The following is a 24009-nucleotide window of genomic DNA, read 5'->3' as shown; positions in this document are numbered from 1 at the left end:
CCGCCGGCTAACCAGCCAGCGGCCGAAAAATGCAGATGTTCAACACGGGAGGAGACAAAAATGCCGGAAAAACTGCATCCTAAAATCGACAATGGACTGCCCAGGCAAAAGGCCGACTTTGCCGGCGGCACGCTGGTCTGCGCCTGCACCAGCAACCCGGTGAAGGTGAAGGTCAAGGGCCAGATCGCCCACAACCATGCCTGCGGCTGCACCAAATGCTGGAAGCCGGAAGGCGCGCTGTTCTCGGTCGTGGCGGTTGCCGGTACAAACGACGTGACGGTGACCGAAAACGGCGACAAGCTGAAGATCGTCGATCCGGGCGCGCTGATCCTGCGCCATGCCTGCACCGGCTGCGGCGTCCACATGCACGGCCCGGTCGAGCGCGACCACGCTTTCAAGGGGCTGTCGTTCATCCATCCCGAACGCTTCCAGGAAGACGGCTGGGCGCCGCCGGGCTTCACCGCCTTTGTCTCCTCGATCATCGAGTCCGGTGTCGATCCGAGCCGCATGGACGGCATAAGGTCACAGCTGAAGTCGATCGGGCTCGAACCTTATGATTGCCTCAATCCAGGACTGATGGACTATATCGCCACCTGGACGGCCAAGAGATCCGGCGCGTTGCCGGCCTAACGACTGATCAGACACTATCCTTGGGGGCCGGACGAAATCGCCCGGTCCCACGCGTTGGAACGAACGCAGGCGAGCGCGTAGACGGACACGATTCGTAAGTCATTGCCGACGTGCTGTCAGCCTCGGGGGGCGTTGGGCTCAACGGGAATACGCTGAAATTGGTCCAACCGGATCGTATAGCTTCAAGATCAGCGACTGCGATCAGTTGGTTCTGGCTTGGCGCGGCCCAGATCGTGGACTACAGCTTGGATATCGCGGGCAAATTCGCGCCCAAAGCGCGATGGCGGCAAGGTGGTGCTCCTTACCAGTACGGCATCGAGCGCCTAGCGGGGCTTGAACGGCAACACCATCAGCTTGCTGCGTTTTGTCCAGGAAACCAGCCCGTATACCAGCGCGACCCCAGGCCAGCCGATACCATCGGTGCGGCCGCGAACAAGGCGGGCGTCGGGGAAGCGTCGTGTGGCGGCCGGCAACAGTGCGAAAGCCGGCGGTCACTGGCTGTCACGCGAAGTCGGAAGTCGGTCACGACCTGTCTCTGTTTCAATGGATCTGTCGCCGGCACATTCGGCCGATTTGGCCCACCGGGCAAGGCATTGCATTTCAGAACGGCCATATCTGCCGCGTGGCGCCGCGGAAATCATGGGCACATTCTGCTTTAGCCGGCCAAGATGGCAATGTACTATTTGCCAATAAGCTGGCCATGGTTGCAGGACTATTCTAGGCCAGACCAAACCGAAATGAAGCTGATGACCGATCGCGCCAGGTTCCTGATCATTGACGACCATCCGCTGTTTCGCGAGGCGCTGCATAGTGCCGTGCAGATGGCCTATCCGGAAGTCGACACGGTCGAGGCACGCTCGATTGCCGAGGCGCTCGAGCTTCTGACGGATGCCAAGCCGTTCGACCTGGCGCTGCTCGATCTCAGTATGCCCGACGTGCATGGGTTTGACGGGCTGCTGCAGCTCAGGACGCGTTATCCGCGCCTGCCGGTGGTCATCGTCTCCGGCTATGAGGAACCGAAGATCATTTCAGAGGCGCTGTCGTACGGTGCGGCCGGCTTCATCCCGAAATCGGCGCGCAAGAGCGACCTTGCGGCCGCCATTCGCTCGGTGATGGAAGGCGCGATCTATGTTCCCGAGACTTATGAAGGCCGGCCGCGCGACGCCGACAGCACCGACCGCGCCGAGATGGTGCAGCGCCTGGCTACGCTGACGCCGCAGCAGCTCAAAGTGCTGCAGATGCTGCGCCAGGGCCTGCTCAACAAGCAGATCGCCTATGAACTGCAGGTCGGCGAGACCACAGTCAAGGCGCATGTCTCCGAAATCCTGCGCAAGCTCAACGTCTACAGCCGCACACAGGCGGTGATCGAGGTCTCGAAGCTCGACAATGCCGAGCTTTTTCGCGATCCGGCGGGGTTTTGAGAGGGCTCGCTAAAAAGCGCACTGTCACCGTAGTCGCGCACTCGTGTCACCGCAATCGGACTAGACTAGCCACGGCTCTCACGTTCCCGACACCAGCTAAGCAACCCGCGCCTCTCTAGTCAGATCAAATTCACGCGGCGATTGCTCTGCAGCAGTTAGCCGCTTTCCCGCGTCTAGTAAAATGGCGGCCACCGGTCCAACGTAGAATGCTTTGATTTTACTAAATTGCTTTTTGAATGCTCTATTAAAAGTCTTCATTAGCTCCTGAGCGAGCGGCGTGTCGGAGACCGTAGCCACGCGGCCATTTATCACAACATCTTCAGCCCATCGCCCACCAGGGGAAAAAGTTACTGTGTCCGGATTGCTAAGCTGATCTAGCGAATACCGGATGCCGGAAGGTGTTTTTATCGGCCTCACCTCAATGGGCACAGCGTGGCCAGTGACAAGAAATGATCGACCGTTAGAAGCCGATTCAGTGGTTGATTGCCCTTTAGCGCGAAGAAGTGAATCTGCTTCATATGAATTACCGCCTAGGCACAAGTAATGGCTGGAATACGGTGACCCGTATGCTGGGAAGATACGACCAGTTCAAGCCAGCAGATGTGCCAGCAGCGCCCTCAGTTGGGCCGGCTTCAGCGGCTTGCGCATCAGCTCGATGCCGGCGGCGCGGGCGGCCTTGGCGACACTTTCCGAGCCGTCGGCGGTGACGATGAGCGCCGGCACGGCGCGACCGAGATAATCACGGACCTCGGCGATTGTGGTGGTGCCGAGGTCGCCGCCGTCGAGATGCTGGTCGGCTATGACAATATCTGGCAACCAGTCGGTATCGCCAAGCAAATCGAGCGCGTCACCGGTCGAGGTGGCGGGGCGCACCAGGCATTGCCAGCGCTCGAGCAGGGAGGTCATCGCCTGCAGCACGTCGATGTCGTTCTCGACCAGCAGCACCCTTGTGCCGAACAGACCGTAGCCGCGCGGCCGCTCCATGTCGACGGTGCTGGCGATTGGATCGGCCGTGTCGCCGATCCCGACCGGAACGTCGATATGGAAAATCGTGCCATGTCCGACCTTCGACGAAAACGTGACGGGATGGCCGAGGGCCGCGGCGATGCGGCGCACGATGGCCAGCCCCAACCCCAGCCCGCCGGCGGCAAGCCCGGCATCCGTCGGGATCACGCCGCGATGGAATTCCTCGAACACCGCCTCGCGCTGGTCGTCGGGGATGCCGCAGCCGGTATCGGCGACGTCGATGCGGATCGTGTCGCCGCGATGTCTGGTGCCGACCAACACGCCGCCCGAACGGGTATAGCGCAGTGCATTGGACAGGATGTTCTGCAGGATGCGGCGCAGCAAGGTTCGGTCCGAACGAACGAGCGCATTGACCGGCCGGAACTTCAGCGTCAGCCCCTTCATCTCCGCAACCGGCTGAAAATCCGAGCGCAGAGACGAAAACAGCGTCTCCAGGCTGACATCGGTGATGTCGGGCTGCACGACGCCGGCATCGAGCTTGGAAATGTCGAGCAAAGTGCGGAGCAGGTCCTCCATCGTCTCCAGCGATCGCTCGACCTGGCGGACCAGGTTTCTGCCTTCCTCGCTGGTCTGTACTTCGGCAAGCGCCGAGACCGACAGATGCGCGGCGTTCAGCGGCTGCAGCACGTCATGGCTGGCGGCCGCCAGGAACCTGGTCTTGGATAGGTTCGCCAGCTCGGCGTTTTCCTTGGCCGCGTTCAAGTCGATGTTCGACTGCTCCAGCCGGCGCAAGGTCGAATGCAGCTCTTCGGTGCGGCTGCGCACCCGGCTCTCGAGCGAAATGGCGGTCTGGAACAGCGAAAACGCATTGCCTTGCTGGTCCATGGAACGCTCTACGCGGCTGATCAGCGCGGCGTTGATCTTCTTCAGCTTTTCCAGGTCGTCGATGTTCCTGAGCGGCATCCCGGATTTCCTACTCCGCCGCTTCGGCCGCATTGCGTTCACCGAAGGCGATGCCGGTGAAGGTCTGGTTCAGATGCATCGAACGGTACTGTTCGCCATAGGTGCCGAAGCCGAGGACGTTGTTGACCTTGTAGAGTTCCGAAATCTCGCGATAGACTTGGCGGTTGCGCGCGTCGAGCCGGCGCAGCACGCAGTCGAAACCGAGGATCAGGTCGATGCCGCCAAGCCTTTTGCTGACGTCGCTGAGAGCGGCGCGGGTCGCCTCGACCATGTCCTTAGGCTGGGCGACGGCAAGCACGACACCATCGTCGATGGCGCAGAAGAACGACAGCGAGCCGTCCGCATGCATCTTCTGGATTGAACGGCAGTAAAATTCGCCGCCGACTTTCACCACCACCGGGTGCGAGGCAAAACTCAGTGGCGTCAGCATCTGCGCGACGACGCCGACCGAGGCGGCATATTCCTCGGCGGCAATGGTGGCGTTGAATTCGCGCACGATGCGGTGGTCGGGATCGGATGCCGTCACCACCAGCTTCTCTTCGGTGGGAACGAAATTGTCGGTCTTGAACACGTGGAAAGGAATTTCCGTGGTGATCAGCACGATGATGGCGCTGTCGGAGGTCACTTTGCCGTTCGAGATCAGCCGCGTTGTCTCGAATTTCAAATCATCGCCAGCCGACCCGCCGATCAGTGGGATGTCGTCGAGCCCCCAATGGATGGCGGAGGTCACCGCTTCTTCGGCATAAGACAGGCCGTCGATCAAGCAGAGCGCGAAAGTGGTGTCGGCTCGCTCGTGCCCGAGGCGCTCGTGTAACGAACGCCTCAGCGCCTCGACTTCGCCGGTAATCCCGTCCATGCCCGATGAGGACAGATTTTCGACCATGGTGCTGGCTGCCGAAAACGATGCGGAGGGAAGCAGCATAGCCAGGATCTGGCCTTCCTCCAGCCCTTTGGGCGTTATCTCACCGGCCGTCGAGCAGCCGGCATAGTGGAGCGCCGGCGCGTGGGTCTTCAGCGCTTCCGACAGGGCGACGGCCTCTATGAGGCTCTGCGAGAAAAACAGGAGGGCAAACCCGGCGTCAATGGCCGCTGCTTCCGCTGCCACCGCCCGGGCGAACGCATCCGCGTCAGATTCGTCGGTCGTGAGCACCGAAAGGCCGCATGCATAGCGCGTCCGTGACTTGGCCAGCGGCTTCCTCCTCCATTTCCTCCGACGCCTTTTTTTGTGCGCGTCTGGCGCGCCGGCGTCGAGGTCATTGTTGTCTTGAAGCGGTGCTTTGGCAATGAGCCAACATGATGGATTTGAAGTTTCTGCCGTTTGACGGCGTCCGCGCAGCCACTCACAGACGAAAGGCCGCATCGCACCGCCATCCGTGCAACGAAGGCCCAGCTGAATTTGCCGCAGGCGAATGTCCACGGATCACGGCTGGCAGGCTCGACGTGCCAAGAATGGGGCAGGATATCGCGCTTAGCGGTTGCCGCTTTGGACAGGGTGCCAGTCTAGCCTGGCGGTTGTCGTGGTCAATCCGGGGCAGGTGACAGCCTACGCCAATGCGCTCGGCAAGCGGGCCAGGACCGACACCACCGATGCTGCTGTAACGCTGCCTTCGTTGGGTCGAGCAAGCGGCAAGTGCCCGTTGCGCGGCACCGAAGCCGAGGCCCTGGCCGGGCTCGTCGCTCGCCGCCGTCAGATTGTGCGGATGATCGCAGCCGAGAGAGCTATGCCCGCACCGCCATGGCAACGCAGGCACCAAAGAGCATCCAGCCAAAAGGAAAAAGACCGGCTGGAGAAGGTGTTGTTTCGCGGTTATTTCCGATCGCTTAGGCTCAATTAGGCGACTTTGAGATCTTTCATCGCCTTTTCAACGACATCCTTGATCGGCCTCGATACATCTTCGGCAGCCTTGGTCGTCACGGCCTGAAATTCCTTGGCCTGCTCGACGGTCTTTTCGAGCTGTGTGCGCAAGAAGGCAGTCTGGAGTTCGATGAACTCGGACGGCGACTTCACGGCAACCAGGGCTTCGAGGTGCGAGAAGCCGGCTTCGGCATTGGCGCGCAGAGCAGCAATTGTCTTCAGCGACAACTCGTTGCCGACGGTCTTGGCGGTTTCGAAGCTCGACTGCAGAGCCTTCTGGGTCGTCTCGGTGCCTGACGCAAATTTCGCATAGGCTTCTTTCGACTGCTCGACGCCCTTTTCGGCGACAGCGCGGACCTGGTCGGCAGCCTTCGACGCTTCGAAGGTGGGGAATGAGGTATTTTCAACGGTGTCAGCGGTCTTGGCCATAGTTTCCATCCTTTCCGGTGGACGGCCTTTCACAAAAGCCGTCTCGTTCATTTACGAAACTGACGTTACGGCATTTATAGTGCATTGCAATATTTTTGTGCGACGCACCATCCCTCTTCCAGCGTTCCGAGGGGGCATGCGGAGGGTCGGTGGCATCTCGAGATCGCCGGTTCTGCAGGAAGAACTCTTCTGGACGGACCACCTGATCCAGCATAGCCTCGCAACAGAGCACGACGTTTTGCCACCTGGGTATCTACTTCAGCCGCTATTCGGCAACCGTCCAAGTCTACGTCAACGAAAGCGTTAAATTCGTGCGCCGCAAACTTTCAGTCGGCGTACCCGCTGGGCACAAGGCGATCGCTTTCCTTAGCGCGCCATCGAGAAGTTGCCTCGATATGGCGGTGGTTGACGCGAAGGCGCGCCTCTACCGCTTCCAGTGCGCCGTGAAGTGACCACCCCTGGTGGTCTATCGGTTAGCCAAGTTCCGGATCAGTGCGGATGCCTGAAGAAGACAACCGCTTTCTATCATCCAGGCATACAGTCCCACATGATCCAACGGGCTGAGGCCGGTGGGCAAATGCACGATAGGCATTCGAACCGACTCATCGTCGATCACCAACTCAACGGATCGAAGATCCGGTGGCACGTTTCCGGGAATTGCCAAAATTGGGGTGTCCTTGTCCCAGACCAAGCTTGTCGCCAGCGACTCTTCATTATAGGCAACCGAAACATCCGCCCTGTGCCCCGGTGGGCGCCAAAGCTCCAGTTTGAGGTCATAAACGCAGCCTGTCAGACGATTTTCGACCGGCACCATCCAAGGTTCCAAGGTGGCGGCCGTCGTGTCGGAAACGCCACGAGACCCACCTATGGTTTGGAGCTGACCAGCGGCATTCCCCAATAGATCCGAAATCGCAGTCAAACTCGAAGAAGCGCCCGCCGCCCCGTTAGAGGTTGATCCAGAACCCGATGCGTCGTCAGTCACCACAACATCCGCAGGTCCCGGCAACGCAGTGACCGAGCCATCGTCACCCATCAAAGTGACAGTCGATCCACCCTCGATATGCACGAGGTCGCCCAGTCTGAACAGTTTGCCGAGCTGAGGGCTGTCCGCGGGAGGATCGACAGCGACAACGACATACTCGCTGGCCGCAAGAGCGCTCGAGCAAGAACCAACTGCTGCGATGGCCGCAGCCAGTAGGAAAATGATTTTGGGTTGCCGATACATGACGCACGTTCAACCATACGCTTGTTTTACTTGCCTTCAAGATAGATCCTATCGCCAGCCTCACCCTGCTTCAGTCTTCCAAGGTGATAAGCAACGAGGCCATCGTTGGGATATTGAATGGCCAGCGATGCAAAGGCAGCAGCGGCAGTCTTGTCACGCGCGGACATCAGCAAATAAGCTTGCGAGTAAGCCTCCACCATCTCGCGATTCATACGCCCGTCCTCCAGCAACTCGAAGGCTGAGATCCACTCAGTCTTGCCTTTCAGACACAACACACCGGATGGCCGAAGCAGGTAGTCATCGGAAGAGTTCGCCACCTCCTCGCTGATGCAGTTCATGGTACCTAGAAACTTGTTCGCGCCTTCGAGCCTGGCAGCGGTGTTCACCGTATCGCCCATGGCCGTGTAGTTGAAGAATCGATTGCCCCCAAAATTTCCGACAACTGCAGGTCCTCGATGGACGCCGATACGAGTGACGCCAACGTCGTGGCCTCTAGACTTTACATCTGTCCGAAATCTTCGAGACATCGCGACGGTAGCGAGCGTTAGTTTTAGGGCCCTTTCGGCTTGGTCCTCCTGCACACCCGGTGCACCAAAAAAACCAATGACTCCATCGCCTATCAGTTTGTCTATCGTGGCTCCATGTTCAATGAAGAGACCACAAACCGCATCGAGGTATTCATTCAGAACCGCAGCAAATACCTCTGGTTCCGTCCGTTCGCCCAAACTGGTGAACCCCTCAAGGTCGGTGAACACGCACGTTATCAAGCGTTCGGATCCGCCGAGGCGCAGTGACGCCGGCTTGCTGACTAGCTCTGCCACGACTGCCGGGCTGAGATACTGAGAGAACGCGTTCTGGACGAAACGCCTTTCTTTCGAGTCCCGGTGCCATGCCAGAATTGCGACGAATCCGGAGAGCCCTAGCAGCAGCATCGACGGCGCGACCATTGGTAACAGAATCCCGGCCTTGGCAAACGCGGTTGCTTCTAAGATCAAAACCGAAACGACTGCGCCGATGATGACCATAGGTTTCACCAGCACTGATATGCGGAGCCAAGCGACCCAGATGCAGAGCGCCGTCGCGAGAACGAAGGGCCCAAACGCCGCCACCGCCCCTGGCGTAATGATTTTGTCGCCCTTGATCAATCTCGCCAGCGCATTGGCATGAATAACGACACCCGGCAGCGCTCCGGCAACAGAGCCGTTCAGCACGGCAAAGGGGGTTGCATGACGATCCTGCAGCGGGAGGTCGACGCCGATCAAAACGAACTTCCCGGCGAACCAGGCCGGGGGCGCGAAAGCGGCGGCGTGTGCCGGATATATTGTCCATCGTGCCGGATGAATGCCTGTAGCCCGATAGTAGACCATCTTCTCCGCAGCTTGCGATGCCGATATGCCGGCGGTCTGCGCGAGCGCTGATGCAAAGCTAGGTTGCCAGTTGCCATTCACCACGCGCCCTGGAAATTCTTCCCGCACAACCGCGTCGACCCTATCATGAGACAGGGCGGCCAGTCCGCGGATGGCGCTTGGCGCGAAGCGACTAAGATACGACAGTTGCTTGTCGGTAAGGTCGTCGTCGTGTGATGCAGATGCGACAATTACCGGACTTTCGGCCGCCTCGATAACCTCAGCTAGGCGCCGATCCTTTTCTGCCTCGGTTGGCTGATCGAAAAGCAAGTCAATGCCTATTGTTCTCGGATGAGCCTTATCGATTCTCTGCACAAGGTCGGCCAAGGCACCCCTATCCAGCGGCGATCTATAGGGAAACCTTTCCAATGTCTGCTCTGTGATCGTTACGATCACGATGTCTGTCGGGGGCGCGACGAAGGGCGAGATGGTCGTCATCAAGACGTCGCGCAGCAGTTTCTCGCCTGAGGGAGAGAATGTGGCAATGCAGGCGCCCAGAATGAAAAAGAATCCGAGCGACGCGAGAAGGCGCCCTTTTTGAACCATTCCGATCGGCGTGAAGACGGCCAAGCTGCGTGCAATTCGTTTCGGTGTCTATCGGCGTGAATCTACACAGCATAGACCGCTGACGAACTGTGGGCTAGCGGTGGGCCCTTCGCTAGATCCGCTGGACTTGACACTGCGAAGCACCGGGCTCAGTCTCGCAAGACTGCTCCGGTTTTATCCTGTCCATCGACTGGTGAATCCGCTGCATGAGCTGAGACTAAGGATATACAGCCATGATGGCGCTTCGCTTCGCCATTGCGCTTCTTCTAGTTTCGCTGAGCGCCCAAGCGTGGGCAGAACGGCGCGTCGCGCTCGTCATCGGTAATTCTGCCTATAGATACGCGGTTCCACTTTCCAATCCAAAAAATGATGCGGTGGATATGACCGCAAAACTGCAGGCGTTGGGCTTTGAGGTGGTTGCAGGCGAGGACCTCGATCTAAGCGGGATGCGCGGCACGGTTCGAGATTTCATCGGCAAGCTGGATGGTGCCGACATGGCGCTTCTCTTCTATGCCGGCCATGGCGTCCAGGTGAACGGCACCAACTACATGGCTCCCGTTGATGCGCGGCTATCCACATATAACGACCTCGACTTCGAAGCCGTGCCCATGGACCTCGTCTTGTCGGCCATGGAGCGAACCACGAAGGTCAACCTGGTATTTTTGGATGCTTGCCGGGACAGTCCTTTCTCACAGAACCTTGGGCGCTCGATGGGTACGCGATCAGGGTCGGTCGGTCGGGGCTTGGCAAAGCTAGGCACGGGCGTTGGATCGCTCATAGCCTTTGCAACGCAGCCCGGGAACGTTGCGCTGGACGGCGAGGGAAGGAACTCGCCGTTCACATCTGCGCTGCTGAAGAATCTTGGTACGCCTGGCCAGGACATCTCCCGCGACCTCATCAACGTCCGTAGGGATGTGCTTGAAGCAACCGACGGCAAGCAAGTGCCATGGGACAACTCCTCGCTGACGGGCGACGTCATTTTGCAACCGTTGTCCGGAAACACTGCTGTCACGGCGGGTGCGAAAGGAGGGGACGTAGAAGTCGCCTATTGGGAGACCATCAAGGAAAAAACGGACAAGCGCTTCTTTGAGGCCTATCTCAGACAGTATCCAAGCGGCGCCTTTGCGGCGTTAGCCAGCTTGAAGATCGACGAGATCGAACAGGCAGCAACAGATCGTGGCAAAGCCCCCTCGATTTCCATCGAGGGCGTGGAGGTTGCAGAAGCTCATCCTGATTTAGATGTGACGCAAGCTTTGGCTGATCCGCGCGCGTTGACAAAGGCAACGCAAACAGAGCTAACGCGAGTCGGCTGCCTTGTCGGACAGGCAGACGGCAAATGGGGACCGGGAAGTCGGAAAGCTCTTCAAGCCTTTGCCGAGCAGCGGGGATTGAAGCTTGCCAGCCTGGAGCCGACGAAAGAGGTGTTGCGCGCAATCAAGAATATCCCAGAACGTGTCTGCGCTCCGGTCAAGGTAAAGGCTTTTGATGGCGCGTGGGCACTGACGCGGCGCGCAGGTAATTCCGCCTGCGATTACACTGAACAGTCAACGACAATCTTTATCGATGGAACGGAAATTTCCGCGATGGTGCCTTTGGCCGGAACAATCACCGCCGACGGGGCATTCGACATCTATTTAAGTTTCGTCGATGACGATGGTGCGCCAAGGCAAAACCATATCATCGGCAGGCTTCAAGGTGCGAAAGGCAGCGGTGAGTTTTCTCGAGTCGGAGGCGAGTGTGCAGGTGTCGTAAGACTTGACAAGCGTACTGAATAGGGCCGGCATTTGCGGGTCCGTGCAAACGCCGACCAAACCATTCGGACGTGGTCCGTCTCATTGAACCAACGTCGAAGTCGCGTGGACTTTGCCGTCGTCGCGCACCTCGTAAAATTTGTCGTTGTCAATGTAGATAAGATGACAAACTGGTTTACCTTGGTCTTGTGAACAGGCCTTGTCACCGTCGAAAGTCAAGGGAACTTTGACCTTTATCTTAGTTTTGTTGTTCACCAAAGCTTCGCCAATGATCTGTTTTTTCTTCCAGTTCCAGACAAGGGTGGCAGTTATGGCAGCTCCAGCGTCGTATATAATTACATTTACCTTTTTCCCATTAGCAAAAGTCTTAAATTCTTCCATCGATGCTTTCTTCGCGCTACTTGGTAGATCCTCGGCCCAAGCGGACATAGCAAGTGAAAACGTAGCTGCGACAACAAGCGATAACAGTTTCATCCTATCCTCCCCATCCCCCGCCGGTTTGACTGACATGTCTATATATTCTTAAGCGAGGAGACTGAAAATTATCATGATAACAAGCTTTCAAGAAGCGGAAATCAGCGCGTCCTAGATGTCGTTGGGGACATTTGCTCAAGTTGAGCGAAGCCGCACATTCTAGCATGTTCCCTAGGATTTGCGCTTAAGCCAACGCGTTCTCAGTGTTTACAATGCGCAGGCCGCCCGAGCGTGTGATGTGCGGTGTTTGGATTGCGAGCCTCATTGCACTTACCGCCGCCTATCTTGCCGACCAAGCGGGCCTTGAGGGCATCGTCTCGAAGCGCGCCGACAGCCCGTATCGAAGCGGCCCGACGACGAATTGGCTGAAGACGAAGAGCTTCACAGTCCAGGAATACGAACTATTGGGCGTCGAGCGCGAGCCGGGCAAGGCGGCATTCGCCTTGCTGGCGAAGCCCGGTACCGGAAAATATGCCGGTTCGGCCTTCATCACCTTGAACCAGGAGATGCGCGAACGGCTGTGGAAGCGTGTCCAAGAGCACGCCGGGCCACCGCCGAAGGGCATAAAGCGGCCGGCGACCATGGGTCAGGCCGGGGTGAAAGCCCACGTCAAGCATCTACGGGGCGAGTTCGGATTTCGCCACGCCTCACTGCAGGATTCAGAGAGGAGTGATACCTCCAGCGATCACGGCACGAATTAGCCGGCCTCGCCTCGGACCTTCGACGCCAGTGTGCCAGCATGATTGTTTGTCGAGGAGCATTACTCAACGCGCTTTCCAGAATGGCGGGACGTCCATGGCCCGGGTCATTCTCGCACTCGACTTTTTACTGATTACATGAGCGGATGGCCCCGTTGGGAGAGCCGCAGACGCGCTCGGCCGAAAGTGTCTAGCATTTGGTCTGAGATCGATCGGGTCGAAGCCAATTTCCGCCTACTGCGCTTCACGCTATTGCAAGACATTCAAATTTGAGCTTCCGCACTCATGCTTTGTCGAGAGTATCTCCGTAGGTTTTAGCCGTTCTGAATCGCCGTCGGCGACGATGACGACGAAATAGGAGAACGCAATGGCTCGCAATCACGTTGAACGTCTTGGAGAGTTTAGGGAAATCTTGGTCGCGACTCGACGCGAAGGAGTCCGTAACGTGCACCATACTCGCGACGCAATGCGGGCAAGTGGCTTTCAGATCGGGGACAGCGACGGCTCCAGCTACGGAGCCGAGCTGAAGGTGCTCCAAGAGGAAATTGAGGCAGTCGATCGCGCCATCGAAGACGAGAAGCGGTTGGCCTTGGCCCTCGAGAGCGCGGCTCAATCCCGCCGACCGACTAAACCGAGAATCGTGAAGGGAACATAGAGTCCGGCAAGGCCCTTGGCGCCGTCGCGTCGATCGCCTTTGGTACAGTGTAGGGCTCGTCGCCGCCGTGGTGCAGCGCCCTAAAAGCGGACGTTTCGCTTTCGGCCCCTAGTACGACGTAGAGCATCTGCTCGGCAAAAATCGCTCCTGTGAACTCCGACCTCGTATGGCGGACCAACAGGTTCGGCCAACATCAGGTGAGATGTAGTCCCAACAAACATGCAGTTCAGACAATCGATTACGCGTCTTTGTTGAAGTCGTGCCCTGCGGCCGATCCGAAAGGATCAGCCGCATCCGGCATCCATCACCTTCACTGACTGAAACACGCTTGAAAAAATCGGGCCCGTGTAGACTAAGTTGCATGGACTAAGTCAGAGGCCCGCAATGCGCACCCGTCAATATCCACGAGGCCAAGACGCATCTGTCTCGTCTTGTCGACAGGGCGGCCAAAGGCGAATCCTTCATTATCGCCAAATCCGGCAAGCCGATGGTCAAGGTCGTTGCCATAGACGCACCTGCGGCCGGCGAAATGCGTCGGGTGGGGTTTATGGCCGGGCGGTTTTCAGTTCCGGACGATTTTGATCGCATGGCCGATGACGAAATCGAGAAGCTGTTTGGCGGCCATGCATGAAACTTCTTCTCGATACCCATCTTCTGCTCTGGGCGGCGGGCGAACCCGAAAAGCTTCCGCCCGCAGCCCTCGCTGAGATCGAGAATGCGTATAACCACTTGACGTTCAGCGCCGCAAGTCTCTTGGAGATTGCCTTTAAACGCGGTCTGGGCCGCCCTGACTTCAGGGTCGATGCGCGTCTTTTACGTCGGGGCCTGATAGACAATGGCTATGATAAGCTGCCAATCACCGGCGAGCATGCCATTGCAGTGGACGGGCTTCCACCCATCCACAAGGACCCCTTCGATCGGATCCTCATTGCGATTGTGGAAGGCATTACTTTGCTGACCGTCGACGATCTGGTCGCGCAGTATCCTGGGCCCGTCCGTCGTCTCTGATCAAGCGGACCCCAAGCCCCTCGGTAGGGTAGTCCAGTTATCGCTTCAGACCACCCATGAAAGCCTTTACTCGAGCAGAGTCGACTTGGTTCCACCAGACGCCGTCGTGCTTCAGCGCGCTGGCGATGATGACCCCGTCGACAATGGCGAGGATATCCTTGGCATTGTCCGGCGTGACACCGCTGCCGACCAGCGTCGGCAGGCCGGCGGCCTGCTTGATCATACTTATGTAACCCAAATCCGCGGCGTGGCCGGTGCGCTGGCCAGTGGCGATGATGGCGTCGGCGTCGAAGAAGACCAGGTCCTTGACCAGTTCCTCCACCGGGCGGTCGGCGACGATGGCGTGTGCGCCGTGCTTGACATGGGCATCGGCGAAAATGCGGATGCCGTTGGCGCGCAGCCTGGCGCGGTAGCGTGCCGCGCGGCCCGATTCGCCTTCGACAAAGCCCTCATTTGCGACGTAGGCATTTGCCCATTGATTGACTCGGACGAAGCCGGCGCCGGCTGCGCTGGCGATCGCCAAGGCCGGGATCGCGGCATTGGCCAGCACATTGATGCCGATCGGCCTGCCGAGTTCGCGGCGGATGCGGTCGGAAACCACCGCCATGTAGGCCGCCGTCTCCGGGCCGATATCATCAGGCTTGGCGAAGGGGATGTCGCCATGGTTCTCGACGATGACGCCGTCGCAGCCGCCGTCGAGATAGGCCTTGGCGTCGTCGAGCCCGCGCTGGTAGATCGCCTCGATAGCCTCGCCGTCATAGCGCGGCGCGCCGGGCAGCGGCGCCAGATGAACGACGCCGATCACCACCTTGGTGCGGCCGAAAAGGTCCACGAGCGCGTCGCCGCCAGATTGGCCGAGCTGGGTCATGAGAGCTCCATTTGATCGATGAGCGCCGCCATCTCGGAGGCGGAAGGACAGGATGCCAGCGTGCCCGGCCGTGTCACGGCGATTGCGGCGGCGGCGAGCGCCAGCTTCAGCGCCGAGATGACCGGCATGCCCCGGGCAAGCCCACCGGCCAGACAGCCGCAGAACACATCGCCCGCGCCGCTGGTGTCGAGCGCTTCGACTCGCGGCGCGGGCAAGCGAAGCGGTTCCGTCCGGTCCGTGCCAAGCACGATACAGCCTGCGGCGCCGAGGGTGATGACGACGGTGCCGGCGCCTTTGGCCGCCAGCGCGCCAGCGGCTGCTGTCATGTCATCCCGGCCGGTCAAGATTTGCGCTTCGGATTGGTTGACCACCAGAACCTCCGCCAGGCCGAGATCGGGCAGCGAGGCCGTGTCGATCGGGCTGGCGTTGAGAACGGTGCGCGCACCGTTTCCCTTTGCTGCTCTGAGGCAGGCATTGGTCACGGCAGTCCGCAAATTTCCCTGGCAGACGAGGATGTCGCCGGGAGCGATCCAGCGGACAAGTGCTGTTTGCGCCACCGGATCGAAGGCTTCGCTGCAGGCGACGCCGCTGACGATGAAATTCTCTCCGCCTTTATCGACGACGATGGTCGAGCGGTCGCTCGGCAGCTCGAATTCGCTCACCTCAAGGTCTGACAGCTCGCTGTCGAGGCGGCTCCTCATCCACGCGCCAGCGGGGTCCTTGCCGAGCGCCGTCCAGAACGTCACCTCTGCACCAGTCCGTGCTGCTGCGACTGCCTGGTTGGCGCCCTTGCCGCCGAGCCCGTCGGCATGGCTCACGGCATTCAAAGTCTCGCCCGCGGCAGGGAAGCGGCCGACGCGAAACACGGTATCGACGCAGGCATTGCCGACGACGTGGACATGCATGGCTCAGCTCTCACCGGTCGCCCAGCCCAGCATCTGTTCGAACAGGGTCTTGTAGCCTGGCCAGGCGATGAATTGCGGCGGCAGCCAATGTGGCCCGACATCGGATGTCCAGGCCACGGTGCGGCCCTTGCCGTAATGGCCGGTGACAAGCAGCGGCAGCGAGCCATAGTCCGACGACACGCTGGCCAGGACCTCGGCCCCATCCTTCAGCGTCACCTCGTTAAAACCGAGCAGGATCGGCCAGTCCGAGCCGAGGCCCCTGAGGATGGGATGGCTCGACCCTGGTTTCGGCACGGGCGCAAAACCTTCGGGAACCTCGACGCGGTCGTCGTAGGCCAGGCAGTTCACCGGCAGCACGTCCTCGACCGGGGTCTTGTGGTAGCGCGCGCCGCCATTGATGCCCTGGAAGCTGTAGTAACCGCCGAACATCAATAGACCGCCGCCGCCGCTGACGTAATCGCGGAGCAGGCGCAGGCGGTTCGGCGTCGGCTTGGAGTGGACCCAGGTGTCGGGATGCAGCAGCAGCGTGTTGGCGCCGATGTCGGAGAGCACGACCGCGTCATAGGCCGACAGCGCCTCCATGGTCTGTGGAAAGCCGCGCTGCGCCTCATGCGCCGGCATGAACGTGACGTCGAAGTCGGTCGCCTTCAGCGCGCCCAGCAACTCGTCTGCGCCAGTGTGGTAGGTAACGGTCGGAAACTGGTCGAAACCCTTGATATGGGTCGCGGTCGACACCCAGGATTCGCCGGCAAGCAGGATCTTCTTCTTGGACATTTGAACTCCAGTGTAATTCCAGGCCGCTTAGAGCCGCGCGAATACGCTTTTCGGATTGGCGATCAGCATGCGGTCGATGGCCGGCTGCTCGACGCCGTGGCGTTTTAGGCGCGGTATGAAATGCTTCAGGATATAGCCATAGCCGAAGCCGCCGAAGCGCGTCAGCATGATCTTGAGGAACACATCCTGCGACAACAGCAGGCGGTCGCCGAAGCCCGCCTCGACAAGGGCGGCGATGGCGCGTGCATTCTCCTCGTCGGAGGGCGATTGCGCGTCCTGGTCGGCGTAATAATAGTCCATGCCGATCATGTCGTATTCGAGGAACGCGCCGCGCCGAGCGAGGCTTTTCTGGTAGTCGGGATCGTCGTGGCTCGGGTTCATGTGGCAGAGCACGGTGTGGCGAAGATCGGCGCCTTCGGCCTCGACGATATCGAGCACGTCGTGCGCCAGCCGCTCCCAGCCAGGCAGATGGATCGACAGCGGCACGCCGGTTATGCGCGAGGCGCGCGCCGAAGCTCGCAGCGACTTGCGTTCCTCGGCGGTGAAATCCTTGCTGACGCCGACCTCGCCGATCAGCCCGGCCATGATCGGCGGCTGCGTCTCGCCGCCGCCGACATCGTTGACGATGAACTCGGTCACGGCGTCCACATCCATCGCCTTCAGCCATTCGGGATGGGTGTGCTCGAGATAGAAGCCGGTGCCCATGACGATCTTCAGGCCGGACATGCGGCTGATGCGAGCGAGCTTTTCGGGGGCGCGGCCGATGCCGATATTGGTGGCATCGACGACGGTGTGGCCGCCCAGCGCGCGATAGCGCTGCAGCTCAGACAGCGCCAGGTCGGCGTCGTCGAGCGAGACGTTGTCGCGGTTGACGTATGGGTTCATGCGCAACTCGCCGATGATCTCGATGTTCACCGGCTGCTCGGCGATCGCCATGTCATCGGGATGGCAGGGGCATTTCCAGCTGCGCGCCCCATCGAGCAAGATGTGCTCGTGCATCAGCGTAATGCCCATCTCCTCGACCGGAACCGGGCCGAGCACGGTCATCACAAGGCCGGTTTCGACCCCGATTGGCAGCCGCCGCCTGGGCACCGCGTCATCGAACAGATCGCTCATCGGCTCAACGGCTCCGCACGGCGCCGCGGAACAGGCGGAAGTTCAACCAGATGGCGATCAGGATGATCGTTCCGGTGACGATCGGCGTCAGGAAAGGCGACAGATGCGCCAGGATCAGGCCGTTGCCGATGACGGCCACCGTCAGCGCGCCGAGCACCGTGCCGATAATCGTTCCACGGCCGCCGAACAGGCTGGTGCCGCCGAGCACGACGGCGGCGATGACTTCCAGCTCGAAACCCTGGCCGGCATTCGAAGATCCCGATCCAAGCCGGGCAGCAATAATGATCCCGGCAAGGGCTGCCGCGGTGGCGGAAATCACATAGACGAAGAGCGTCGTCTGCCGCGTGTTGACGCCGGCGCGCCGCACCGCCTCGGCATTGGCGCCGATGCCGGTGACATAGCGGCCGAATGGCGTCTCGTTGAAGGCGAGATAGGCGATGGCCAGGATCGCCAGCGCGATCAGCGCCGGCACCGGCACGCCAAGAAACCAGGCGCGGCCCAGCACGGTGAAAGCGCTTCCGGGCTCGATGGGGATGGAATAGCCGCCGGTGATCAGCAGCGCCACGCCACGGATCACCGAAAGCCCGGCAAGCGTGACGATGAAGGACGGGATGCCCTCATAGGCAATGAAATAGCCCTGTACCGCCCCAAGCAGGGCACCGAGCGCCAACATCGCGAGGATAACGACTGGCCACGGCAGGCCAAACTGCAAAAGCGTCGCCGACAGCGTCGCCACCAGCGCTAGCACGGAGCCGACCGAAAGATCGATGCCGCCAGTGGTGATGACGAAAGTCATTGCCGCGGCGACGATCAGCAGCGGCGCCGACTGCCGCAGGATGTTCAACAGATTGGGCGATGTCAGAAACGCGTCGGTCGCAACCGAGAAGATGATGCAGACGACCAGAAAGAACAGCGCGATCGAGACGACGCTGCCATTGGCGAGCAGCGCATCGCGCCAGGTGCCCTTGCGTACTCGTGAGGGCTGGGCGGTGTGGATCGCGTCGCTCATGCCGGCGCTCCACCGCGATAGCCATTGGTGGCGGAACGCGCACTGAACTTGCGGCCGACGATCAGATTGACCACGTCTTCGATATTGGTGTCGCCGATCAGCCGCTCGGCGACATTGCGCCCTTCATACATGACCTGGATGCGATCGCAGACGAGGAAGAGATCCTGCAGCCGGTGGGTGATCAGGATGACGCTGACACCGCGCGCACTGACCGCGCGGATCAGTTCGAGCACCGCCTCGACTTCGGCCACGGCAAGCGCTGCCGTCGGCTCGTCCATGATCAGCACGGCCGGCTCGAACGAGGCGGCGCGGCCGATCGCGATCGACTGGCGCTGCCCGCCGGAGAGGTTTTCGACCTTGAGCCGCGTGTCGGCAATGACGATGCCGAGCCGATCGAGCATCTGGCGCGTCTCGTCATGCATGCGCTTCTTGTCGAGAAAGGAAATGCCTGCGATGCGGCGGCGCGGCTCGCGGCCGAGAAACAGATTGCCGGCGACATCGACCGTATCGCACAGCGACAGGTCCTGGTAGACCATTTCGACGCGCGCCGCACGTGCGTCCGCCGGCGAGCTGAAGATCACCGGCTTGCCATCGATTTCGATGGTGCCGGCGTCGGGAACCACTGCCCCCGACAGCACCTTGCTCAATGTCGACTTGCCGGCGCCATTGTCGCCGACCAGCCCCAGCACCTCGCCCGGCTTCAGCGTCAGCGACACGTCATCGAGCGTCTGGATGGCGTTGTAGCGCTTTGAGATGCCGCTCATCCGCACCCGATAGGTCTGGCCACTGCTCATCTGAAATTCCACGCGATTGCAAGGGATCCGCGGCGCAGCCTCGGGCGGCGCCGCGGCTCGGTCGCCGACGCAGTTTACTTGAACATCGCGCGATATTGGTCGACATTCTTCTTGGTCACGATCGTTACCGGGATATTGATGATCGGGTCGATTTTCTCGCCCTTCTTGATCTTGCCCAGCGCTTCGACCGCAGCCTTGCCTTCGCCGGCCGGATCCTGCTGCACGACCGCCACCACCCAGCCGTCATCGATGCCCTGAACGGCCTGCTTGGTCAGATCCCAGCCGAACACCTTGACGTCGCCGGTGCGGCCCTGGCTGGTCACAGCCGAAACGGCGCCGAGCAAGGCTGGTTCGCCGGTCGCATAGAGCGAGTTCATGTCCGGATTGGCCGTCATCAGGTTTTCCGAAGCGCTCAACGCGGTCTCCTGAACGTTCTGGCCGTCGACTGTGTCGAGGAAGGTGACGGCCTGGCCGCTTTCGGTCACCGCCTTCTTGAAGCCGTCGAGGCGCTGGTTCTGGATGAATGAATTGAGTGCGCCGACGATACCGATCTTGGCCTTGCCGGCCATATCGGTCTTCACATAGTCGGCGTAGAATTTGCCGATGTCCTCGCCGGCCTTGGTGTTGTCGACGCCGATGAACGAAATATTGTCGCCGTCGGGGATCTGCGCGTCGATGGCTATGACGGGAATGCCGGCCGCCTTGGCTGCAGTGATCGCAGGCTTGACGCCGTTGACGTCGATGGCGACCAGAATGATGCCGTCGACTTTCTGCGTGATGTAGTTCTCGATCGCGTCGTTCTGCGCGCTCGGCACATTGTTGGCGTTGAAAATGACCAGCTTGGCGCCAGCGGCGTCGGCTGCCTTTTGCGCGCCCTCGTTGATCTGGTTGAAGAACAGGGCCTGCTGGTTGATGTTGACGAGAGCGAACGTATCGGCAAGCGCCGATCCCATGGCTGCCGAGCCCATGGCAATGGCGGCGGCACAGCCGGCGAGAAGTTTGAACAGACGCATTTCGGTTCCCCTTGCTTGCGGACCAGACCTCGGCTGGTCCCGTTGGTGCTACAGGCACGAGGCAAGCATTCAAGAGACTTGAATATTTGTCAATCCAAATGAACACAGAGCGTTGCTCAGAAAGTCGCCGGCGTGTTGACCCAGAAAATGCTAGCGCGTTCCTCGCCGATGTTGCGGTAATGATGCGGCAGCTCCGACCTGAACACGAAGGCATCACCCGTGGCGAGAGCATGGCTCTTGCCGTCGACGATCAGTTCGATCCGCCCGGCGAGCACGTAGCCGACTTCCTCGCCGGCATGCTGGATCGGACCTTCGCTCGAGCCCTCTGCCTCGATGTGATGGATGTTGCATTGTAAGAGGTGGCCAGGCGAATACGGGATGATGCGTTCGAGCGAAATTCCCTCGCCACGCCGTAGCGCGTCGAGCGCGATCAAAGGCCTTGCGCCCGCCCGGAATACGATCGCCTCGTCGTCGTCGACTTGCTCGAACATCCAGCCGATGTTGGTGTCGAGAACCTCGACCAGACGGTGAAGCATGGGCAGGGACGGCGAAGCCTTGCCGTTCTCGATCTTGGACAGCAGGCTTTCCGAGCAATTCGCAGCCGCGGCCAGCGTCTTCAGCGTCATGCCGCGTGTCTGGCGGGCGAGGCGCAGCCGAGTTCCAAGTCTTGCGGCATTTACGGTGGCGTCCGTTTCTGATTCTGGCCGCCGTCGATCGATTTTGTTCATCTGTTCGCCAACCATTCAACGGTCAAGGGCAACTATCGCGCGAGCAAAAGACCTCGGCTGACGATTTGCAAGTGCTGATGCGTCAAATTCGAGACTGCAGCCGCAGCTATCTCATCCGGCGAATACCGCTCCCGCATGAACCGTGCTGATCCCGCGCCAGTTATCCCCTATCGCTTGGCTGTCCATCGTGGTCGAAATCGCCAGCCGCTACCGCGTTTGCGTCACGTGGCGAGTGGACTTGGAACGACAATGCGGGCAAGGCGGGCCACGCAGCCAATCTACACAACCACGGCCGCGCCGACACGATAAAATCTGGACTGTCACCGAATTGCGGAGCGCGCCCAGAAGTCACCCGCGGCAGCGCCCCATGGCGTTACGCCCAGGGCGCGCAGGCTCTCGATAGCCGCGACGTATCCAATGAAATCCCTGGGGCAGTCGCGCACCGCTTGAGCTTCGGCAATTTTGAAGAAAGTCCAACAGAATTAATGGACTAGCACCTTGCTGATGTAAGTTGCGGAAGCGACGCGCGGTTAATGCTTTAGAAGTATAGACACATCGACACGAGGTGCGAAGAAGCAACGCCAATACAACTGGTTGGTTACAACATATTTATTTTCGCAGATATGGTATTGCCCGTCCGGGGATTCCTGCACACGGTCACGTGGGATGGTGAAATTATGCGGCAAATAAGTGTACCCGCCGTCTACCCTGGACCGCACCGAAGACCGAGGTATGGCGCGGCAATCTGAACCGCCGCAGCACTTGAATTTGGTCTGTGGGTCAATCTTATCTTCGTACCAATCATGGGCGTTAGCGGCTGTTGCGGCGGCGATACATATCGCCGTGAAGATGAGCCTTCGCATGGCATTCCTCAAGTATCTGGCAGGCGCTGCTCGTTGGGGTTTCCATGTATATTAGCGTTCCATTGAAAATACCATTGGCCTCCGACCGACTTAACGCAGCTCCAGCAAGCGACGCTCGCAACGAAAGACCGCATTGGGTCACGTCAGGACGACACTTGCGCCGACCAAAGGTCAGCTCTTGTCGCTCCGGGTTGGAAACCCGACCGTCTGCTCTGCGCCTAAACTCAGACGTAGAGCGGGCCATTGCGACATCCCATAAGCGGACACCGGCTGCCGTGATGACAGTCAGCGTGTGATGGATCGGACAGACAACTAAACAAAATCAAAGAGTTATGGGCGCGCGCATGCAAAGCCTGCACACGAAAGTTCTGCTTTCTTTTCCACTTTCGTTCCTGCGACGGCGTCACCGTTTGGCCTTTTCAAACGCTTCTTTGCTGGCGGCCATCGCCGATCCCGCGAGTCTCCGCTCCGGGATATCCACGTTTCGTAGAATGCCAGCACCATGGCCGTCGAAGGAAACGGCAGGTCAGCGGCTTACGAGGAGTGCACTCCGGAGGCGTTAGCTATTCGGCTCATCCGCCAGCCGCCGAGAGCGGTGGAGTTCCCGATTGCATGGGGCGGGTACAGATCACCGCGAGCGGTAAATGCCAAGCACACAGGCTCGGAGAAGGCCGGACCCGCTTGGGGACGTGGAGTAAGAACGCCTGCGGACGGTCCTGACGGCCGCATCCACATCCGTTTTGCTGTCCCCGAGTTCTTGAAGGACAGCTGCACCCAGGAGAAGGCTGGATTCCGTCGTTTCGGGCATTACGGTTGTCGCGCCTTTCTCAAGCAGCTCTTGCACATGCATGTGGTGACGCGCCCGGACAATCACCGGGAGGTCGGGCAGTTGCGTCTCAGCGCCGCAAGAACCGATTTGGCTGCCTCGGGGTCGTCCAGAGTGATCCCCAGGGCCTTTGCGCTGTCAATTTTCGCGGCGGCCACCATCTCCTCCTGCGAAGCGTTGCCGAAAAAGACCGGTAGACGTTCTTCCCGGGACCGCTCTACATTTTTGGCGTCGAGGTCGACTGCAACCCACCTGTATCCACGCTCGTCGAGCAATCTGCCGATCACCCGGCCTACCCGCCCGAACCCGGCAATGACGAATGTCCGGACACGGCGGACTGAAGCAACGCAGCATTTTCCACTTTGAGGCGAAGTAATTCTCAACTATGGTCCGCCAAGCTTTTGGCATGAGGGGGAATATTGCCGATGGTTTTATCACGCAGGGGTGTCGTGCTCGGCGGCCTGGCGCTGGTCGCGGTGGGTGCAACCAGCAACATTGCTCAAGCAGCGGCGGCAAAATCCTTTTTCGCCGGTACCGCCAGCGACAACAATTTTGTGTATCGCAAGACCAACTTCGCCAAGATCGACAAGAGATGGCATCGCCAGATCGTCAAGTATTTCAGCAGCGAGCCGGTCGGCACCGTCGTGGTCGATACCCGCCACCATTTCCTTTACGTCATCATGGAAAACAAGACCGCCATCCGCTACGGCGTCGGCGTCGGCAAGGACGGCTTCAAATGGTACGGCCGCGCGACGATCGACCGCCGCGCGCTGTGGCCGCAATGGGTCCCGCCCCCCGAAATGCGGAAGCGCAGGCCGGACCTACCGCCCATGGTCGCAGGCGGCGCGTCCAACAATCCGCTCGGGCCGCGCGCGCTCTATCTGCACCGCAACGGCGCCGATACCGGCTACCGCCTGCATGGCACGCTGGAGCCGTGGAGCATCGGCACCGACGCTTCCAGCGGCTGCATCCGCATGTTCCCGGAAGACATCATCGACCTCTACCAGCGCTGCCCGATCGGCACCGCGGTGCAGGTACTGCCGCACATCGCCGACCAGGCGCCCGCTTCCACCACTGTCGAATGAT

At 60.1% G+C, this 24009-nt stretch carries 24 protein-coding genes; 9 read left to right on the top strand and 15 right to left on the bottom strand.

What is annotated here, in order from left to right; translation table 11 throughout:
- Positions 1-60: 60 nt before the first annotated feature.
- Complete coding sequence (gfa, locus tag NKI29_RS08130) at positions 61-630, top strand: S-(hydroxymethyl)glutathione synthase (protein ID WP_352795818.1); 570 nt, start codon at positions 61-63, stop codon at positions 628-630.
- Positions 631-1367: 737 nt separating this feature from the next.
- Positions 1368-2051 (top strand): response regulator, encoded by a 684-nt coding sequence (locus tag NKI29_RS08125; protein ID WP_023679211.1) that lies wholly within the window; start codon positions 1368-1370, stop codon positions 2049-2051.
- Positions 2052-2639: 588 nt separating this feature from the next.
- Here NKI29_RS08125 and NKI29_RS08120 read toward each other — a convergent pair.
- Positions 2640-3980, bottom strand: coding sequence for an ATP-binding response regulator (locus tag NKI29_RS08120; RefSeq protein ID WP_352725904.1), 1341 nt, complete (start codon positions 3978-3980; stop codon positions 2640-2642).
- A gap of 10 nt (positions 3981-3990) precedes the next feature.
- The gene (locus tag NKI29_RS08115; protein ID WP_352725906.1) at positions 3991-5130 is read right to left on the bottom strand and encodes an FIST N-terminal domain-containing protein; all 1140 of its coding nucleotides are present in this window, start codon (positions 5128-5130) and stop codon (positions 3991-3993) included.
- A gap of 367 nt (positions 5131-5497) precedes the next feature.
- Here NKI29_RS08115 and NKI29_RS08110 point away from each other — a divergent pair, with 367 nt between their 5' ends.
- On the top strand, positions 5498-5815 hold the full coding sequence (locus NKI29_RS08110; RefSeq protein ID WP_023679214.1) for a hypothetical protein: 318 nt from the start codon (positions 5498-5500) through the stop codon (positions 5813-5815).
- Here NKI29_RS08110 and NKI29_RS08105 read toward each other — a convergent pair.
- The 3 genes from NKI29_RS08105 to NKI29_RS08095 all read right to left on the bottom strand — a co-directional run bounded on the left by NKI29_RS08105 (position 5812) and on the right by NKI29_RS08095 (position 9465).
- Positions 5812-6273 carry a phasin gene (locus NKI29_RS08105; RefSeq protein WP_023679215.1) on the bottom strand — a complete coding sequence of 154 codons (462 nt, stop codon included), beginning with the start codon at positions 6271-6273 and terminating at the stop codon, positions 5812-5814. The genes NKI29_RS08110 and NKI29_RS08105 overlap by 4 nt on opposite strands.
- Positions 6274-6730: 457 nt before the next feature.
- A complete protein-coding gene (locus NKI29_RS08100; protein WP_352795816.1) occupies positions 6731-7489 on the bottom strand; it encodes a hypothetical protein in 759 nt (252 codons plus the stop codon).
- A gap of 26 nt (positions 7490-7515) precedes the next feature.
- Positions 7516-9465 (bottom strand): CHASE2 domain-containing protein, encoded by a 1950-nt coding sequence (locus NKI29_RS08095; protein WP_352795815.1) that lies wholly within the window; start codon positions 9463-9465, stop codon positions 7516-7518.
- A gap of 209 nt (positions 9466-9674) precedes the next feature.
- On the opposite strand from NKI29_RS08095, the gene NKI29_RS08090 reads away from it, so the two are divergent.
- Entirely contained in the window at positions 9675-11216 is a 1542-nt protein-coding gene (locus NKI29_RS08090; RefSeq protein ID WP_051406215.1) for a caspase family protein, read from the top strand.
- 57 nt (positions 11217-11273) lie between these two features.
- On the opposite strand, the gene NKI29_RS08085 is transcribed toward NKI29_RS08090, so the two are convergent.
- Positions 11274-11666 carry a hypothetical protein gene (locus tag NKI29_RS08085; protein ID WP_031212493.1) on the bottom strand — a complete coding sequence of 131 codons (393 nt, stop codon included), beginning with the start codon at positions 11664-11666 and terminating at the stop codon, positions 11274-11276.
- Between the two features lie 236 nt (positions 11667-11902).
- Here NKI29_RS08085 and NKI29_RS08080 point away from each other — a divergent pair, with 236 nt between their 5' ends.
- The 4 genes from NKI29_RS08080 (at position 11903) to NKI29_RS08065 (ending at position 14027) form a co-directional block, all read left to right on the top strand.
- A complete protein-coding gene (locus NKI29_RS08080; protein ID WP_352795814.1) occupies positions 11903-12367 on the top strand; it encodes a hypothetical protein in 465 nt (154 codons plus the stop codon).
- A 364-nt stretch (positions 12368-12731) separates the two neighbouring features.
- Positions 12732-13019, top strand: a complete 288-nt coding sequence (locus NKI29_RS08075) for a hypothetical protein (RefSeq protein ID WP_023679221.1) — start codon at positions 12732-12734, stop codon at positions 13017-13019.
- A 400-nt stretch (positions 13020-13419) separates the two neighbouring features.
- Positions 13420-13650: a type II toxin-antitoxin system Phd/YefM family antitoxin gene (locus NKI29_RS08070; protein ID WP_352795976.1), complete on the top strand. Its 231-nt coding sequence runs from the start codon at positions 13420-13422 to the stop codon at positions 13648-13650.
- The gene (locus tag NKI29_RS08065) at positions 13647-14027 is read left to right on the top strand and encodes a type II toxin-antitoxin system VapC family toxin (protein ID WP_352795813.1); all 381 of its coding nucleotides are present in this window, start codon (positions 13647-13649) and stop codon (positions 14025-14027) included. The genes NKI29_RS08070 and NKI29_RS08065 overlap by 4 nt, the downstream gene beginning before the upstream one ends.
- A gap of 37 nt (positions 14028-14064) precedes the next feature.
- On the opposite strand, the gene NKI29_RS08060 is transcribed toward NKI29_RS08065, so the two are convergent.
- The 9 genes from NKI29_RS08060 to NKI29_RS08020 all read right to left on the bottom strand — a co-directional run bounded on the left by NKI29_RS08060 (position 14065) and on the right by NKI29_RS08020 (position 23306).
- The gene (locus tag NKI29_RS08060; RefSeq protein WP_352474307.1) at positions 14065-14895 is read right to left on the bottom strand and encodes a BtpA/SgcQ family protein; all 831 of its coding nucleotides are present in this window, start codon (positions 14893-14895) and stop codon (positions 14065-14067) included.
- Positions 14892-15800 (bottom strand): ribokinase, encoded by a 909-nt coding sequence (locus NKI29_RS08055; RefSeq protein ID WP_352795812.1) that lies wholly within the window; start codon positions 15798-15800, stop codon positions 14892-14894. Before NKI29_RS08055 ends, NKI29_RS08060 begins: the two co-directional genes overlap by 4 nt.
- 3 nt (positions 15801-15803) lie before the next feature.
- Positions 15804-16574, bottom strand: coding sequence for a glutamine amidotransferase (locus NKI29_RS08050; RefSeq protein WP_352795810.1), 771 nt, complete (start codon positions 16572-16574; stop codon positions 15804-15806).
- A 27-nt stretch (positions 16575-16601) separates the two neighbouring features.
- Positions 16602-17690 (bottom strand): phosphotriesterase family protein, encoded by a 1089-nt coding sequence (locus NKI29_RS08045; protein ID WP_352449201.1) that lies wholly within the window; start codon positions 17688-17690, stop codon positions 16602-16604.
- 4 nt (positions 17691-17694) lie between these two features.
- Positions 17695-18699 carry an ABC transporter permease gene (locus NKI29_RS08040; RefSeq protein ID WP_352795809.1) on the bottom strand — a complete coding sequence of 335 codons (1005 nt, stop codon included), beginning with the start codon at positions 18697-18699 and terminating at the stop codon, positions 17695-17697.
- Positions 18696-19493 (bottom strand): ATP-binding cassette domain-containing protein, encoded by a 798-nt coding sequence (locus tag NKI29_RS08035; RefSeq protein ID WP_352542621.1) that lies wholly within the window; start codon positions 19491-19493, stop codon positions 18696-18698. The genes NKI29_RS08040 and NKI29_RS08035 overlap by 4 nt, the downstream gene beginning before the upstream one ends.
- Positions 19494-19567: 74 nt before the next feature.
- The gene (locus NKI29_RS08030) at positions 19568-20506 is read right to left on the bottom strand and encodes an ABC transporter substrate-binding protein (RefSeq protein WP_352449198.1); all 939 of its coding nucleotides are present in this window, start codon (positions 20504-20506) and stop codon (positions 19568-19570) included.
- Positions 20507-20622: 116 nt separating this feature from the next.
- Positions 20623-21234 carry a cupin domain-containing protein gene (locus tag NKI29_RS08025; RefSeq protein WP_023679230.1) on the bottom strand — a complete coding sequence of 204 codons (612 nt, stop codon included), beginning with the start codon at positions 21232-21234 and terminating at the stop codon, positions 20623-20625.
- 1733 nt (positions 21235-22967) lie between these two features.
- Positions 22968-23306 (bottom strand): NAD-binding protein, encoded by a 339-nt coding sequence (locus tag NKI29_RS08020; protein ID WP_352725910.1) that lies wholly within the window; start codon positions 23304-23306, stop codon positions 22968-22970.
- Between the two features lie 42 nt (positions 23307-23348).
- Here NKI29_RS08020 and NKI29_RS08015 point away from each other — a divergent pair, with 42 nt between their 5' ends.
- Positions 23349-24008 (top strand): L,D-transpeptidase, encoded by a 660-nt coding sequence (locus NKI29_RS08015; protein ID WP_352595026.1) that lies wholly within the window; start codon positions 23349-23351, stop codon positions 24006-24008.
- Position 24009: the final 1 nt, after the last annotated feature.

The organism is Mesorhizobium sp. M0678 (assembly GCF_040320505.1).
GTDB lineage: Bacteria > Pseudomonadota > Alphaproteobacteria > Rhizobiales > Rhizobiaceae > Mesorhizobium.
The sequence above is the reverse complement of the archived record's forward strand: the minus strand, read 5'-3'. Positions and strand labels throughout refer to the sequence as shown.

What these genes read in the sequence shown, in the direction of transcription:
- gfa (WP_352795818.1), top strand. Translation starts at nt 61, where the DNA reads ATGCCGGAAAAACTGCATCCTAAAATCGACAATGGACTGCCCAGGCAA.
- NKI29_RS08125 (WP_023679211.1), top strand. Translation starts at nt 1,368, where the DNA reads ATGAAGCTGATGACCGATCGCGCCAGGTTCCTGATCATTGACGACCAT.
- NKI29_RS08120 (WP_352725904.1), bottom strand. Translation starts at nt 3,980, where the DNA reads ATGCCGCTCAGGAACATCGACGACCTGGAAAAGCTGAAGAAGATCAAC.
- NKI29_RS08105 (WP_023679215.1), bottom strand. Translation starts at nt 6,273, where the DNA reads ATGGAAACTATGGCCAAGACCGCTGACACCGTTGAAAATACCTCATTC.
- NKI29_RS08100 (WP_352795816.1), bottom strand. Translation starts at nt 7,489, where the DNA reads ATGTATCGGCAACCCAAAATCATTTTCCTACTGGCTGCGGCCATCGCA.
- NKI29_RS08090 (WP_051406215.1), top strand. Translation starts at nt 9,675, where the DNA reads ATGATGGCGCTTCGCTTCGCCATTGCGCTTCTTCTAGTTTCGCTGAGC.
- NKI29_RS08085 (WP_031212493.1), bottom strand. Translation starts at nt 11,666, where the DNA reads ATGAAACTGTTATCGCTTGTTGTCGCAGCTACGTTTTCACTTGCTATG.
- NKI29_RS08080 (WP_352795814.1), top strand. Translation starts at nt 11,903, where the DNA reads ATGTGCGGTGTTTGGATTGCGAGCCTCATTGCACTTACCGCCGCCTAT.
- NKI29_RS08075 (WP_023679221.1), top strand. Translation starts at nt 12,732, where the DNA reads ATGGCTCGCAATCACGTTGAACGTCTTGGAGAGTTTAGGGAAATCTTG.
- NKI29_RS08065 (WP_352795813.1), top strand. Translation starts at nt 13,647, where the DNA reads ATGAAACTTCTTCTCGATACCCATCTTCTGCTCTGGGCGGCGGGCGAA.
- NKI29_RS08060 (WP_352474307.1), bottom strand. Translation starts at nt 14,895, where the DNA reads ATGACCCAGCTCGGCCAATCTGGCGGCGACGCGCTCGTGGACCTTTTC.
- NKI29_RS08055 (WP_352795812.1), bottom strand. Translation starts at nt 15,800, where the DNA reads ATGCATGTCCACGTCGTCGGCAATGCCTGCGTCGATACCGTGTTTCGC.
- NKI29_RS08050 (WP_352795810.1), bottom strand. Translation starts at nt 16,574, where the DNA reads ATGTCCAAGAAGAAGATCCTGCTTGCCGGCGAATCCTGGGTGTCGACC.
- NKI29_RS08045 (WP_352449201.1), bottom strand. Translation starts at nt 17,690, where the DNA reads ATGAGCGATCTGTTCGATGACGCGGTGCCCAGGCGGCGGCTGCCAATC.
- NKI29_RS08040 (WP_352795809.1), bottom strand. Translation starts at nt 18,699, where the DNA reads ATGAGCGACGCGATCCACACCGCCCAGCCCTCACGAGTACGCAAGGGC.
- NKI29_RS08035 (WP_352542621.1), bottom strand. Translation starts at nt 19,493, where the DNA reads ATGAGCAGTGGCCAGACCTATCGGGTGCGGATGAGCGGCATCTCAAAG.
- NKI29_RS08030 (WP_352449198.1), bottom strand. Translation starts at nt 20,506, where the DNA reads ATGCGTCTGTTCAAACTTCTCGCCGGCTGTGCCGCCGCCATTGCCATG.
- NKI29_RS08025 (WP_023679230.1), bottom strand. Translation starts at nt 21,234, where the DNA reads ATGAACAAAATCGATCGACGGCGGCCAGAATCAGAAACGGACGCCACC.
- NKI29_RS08015 (WP_352595026.1), top strand. Translation starts at nt 23,349, where the DNA reads ATGGTTTTATCACGCAGGGGTGTCGTGCTCGGCGGCCTGGCGCTGGTC.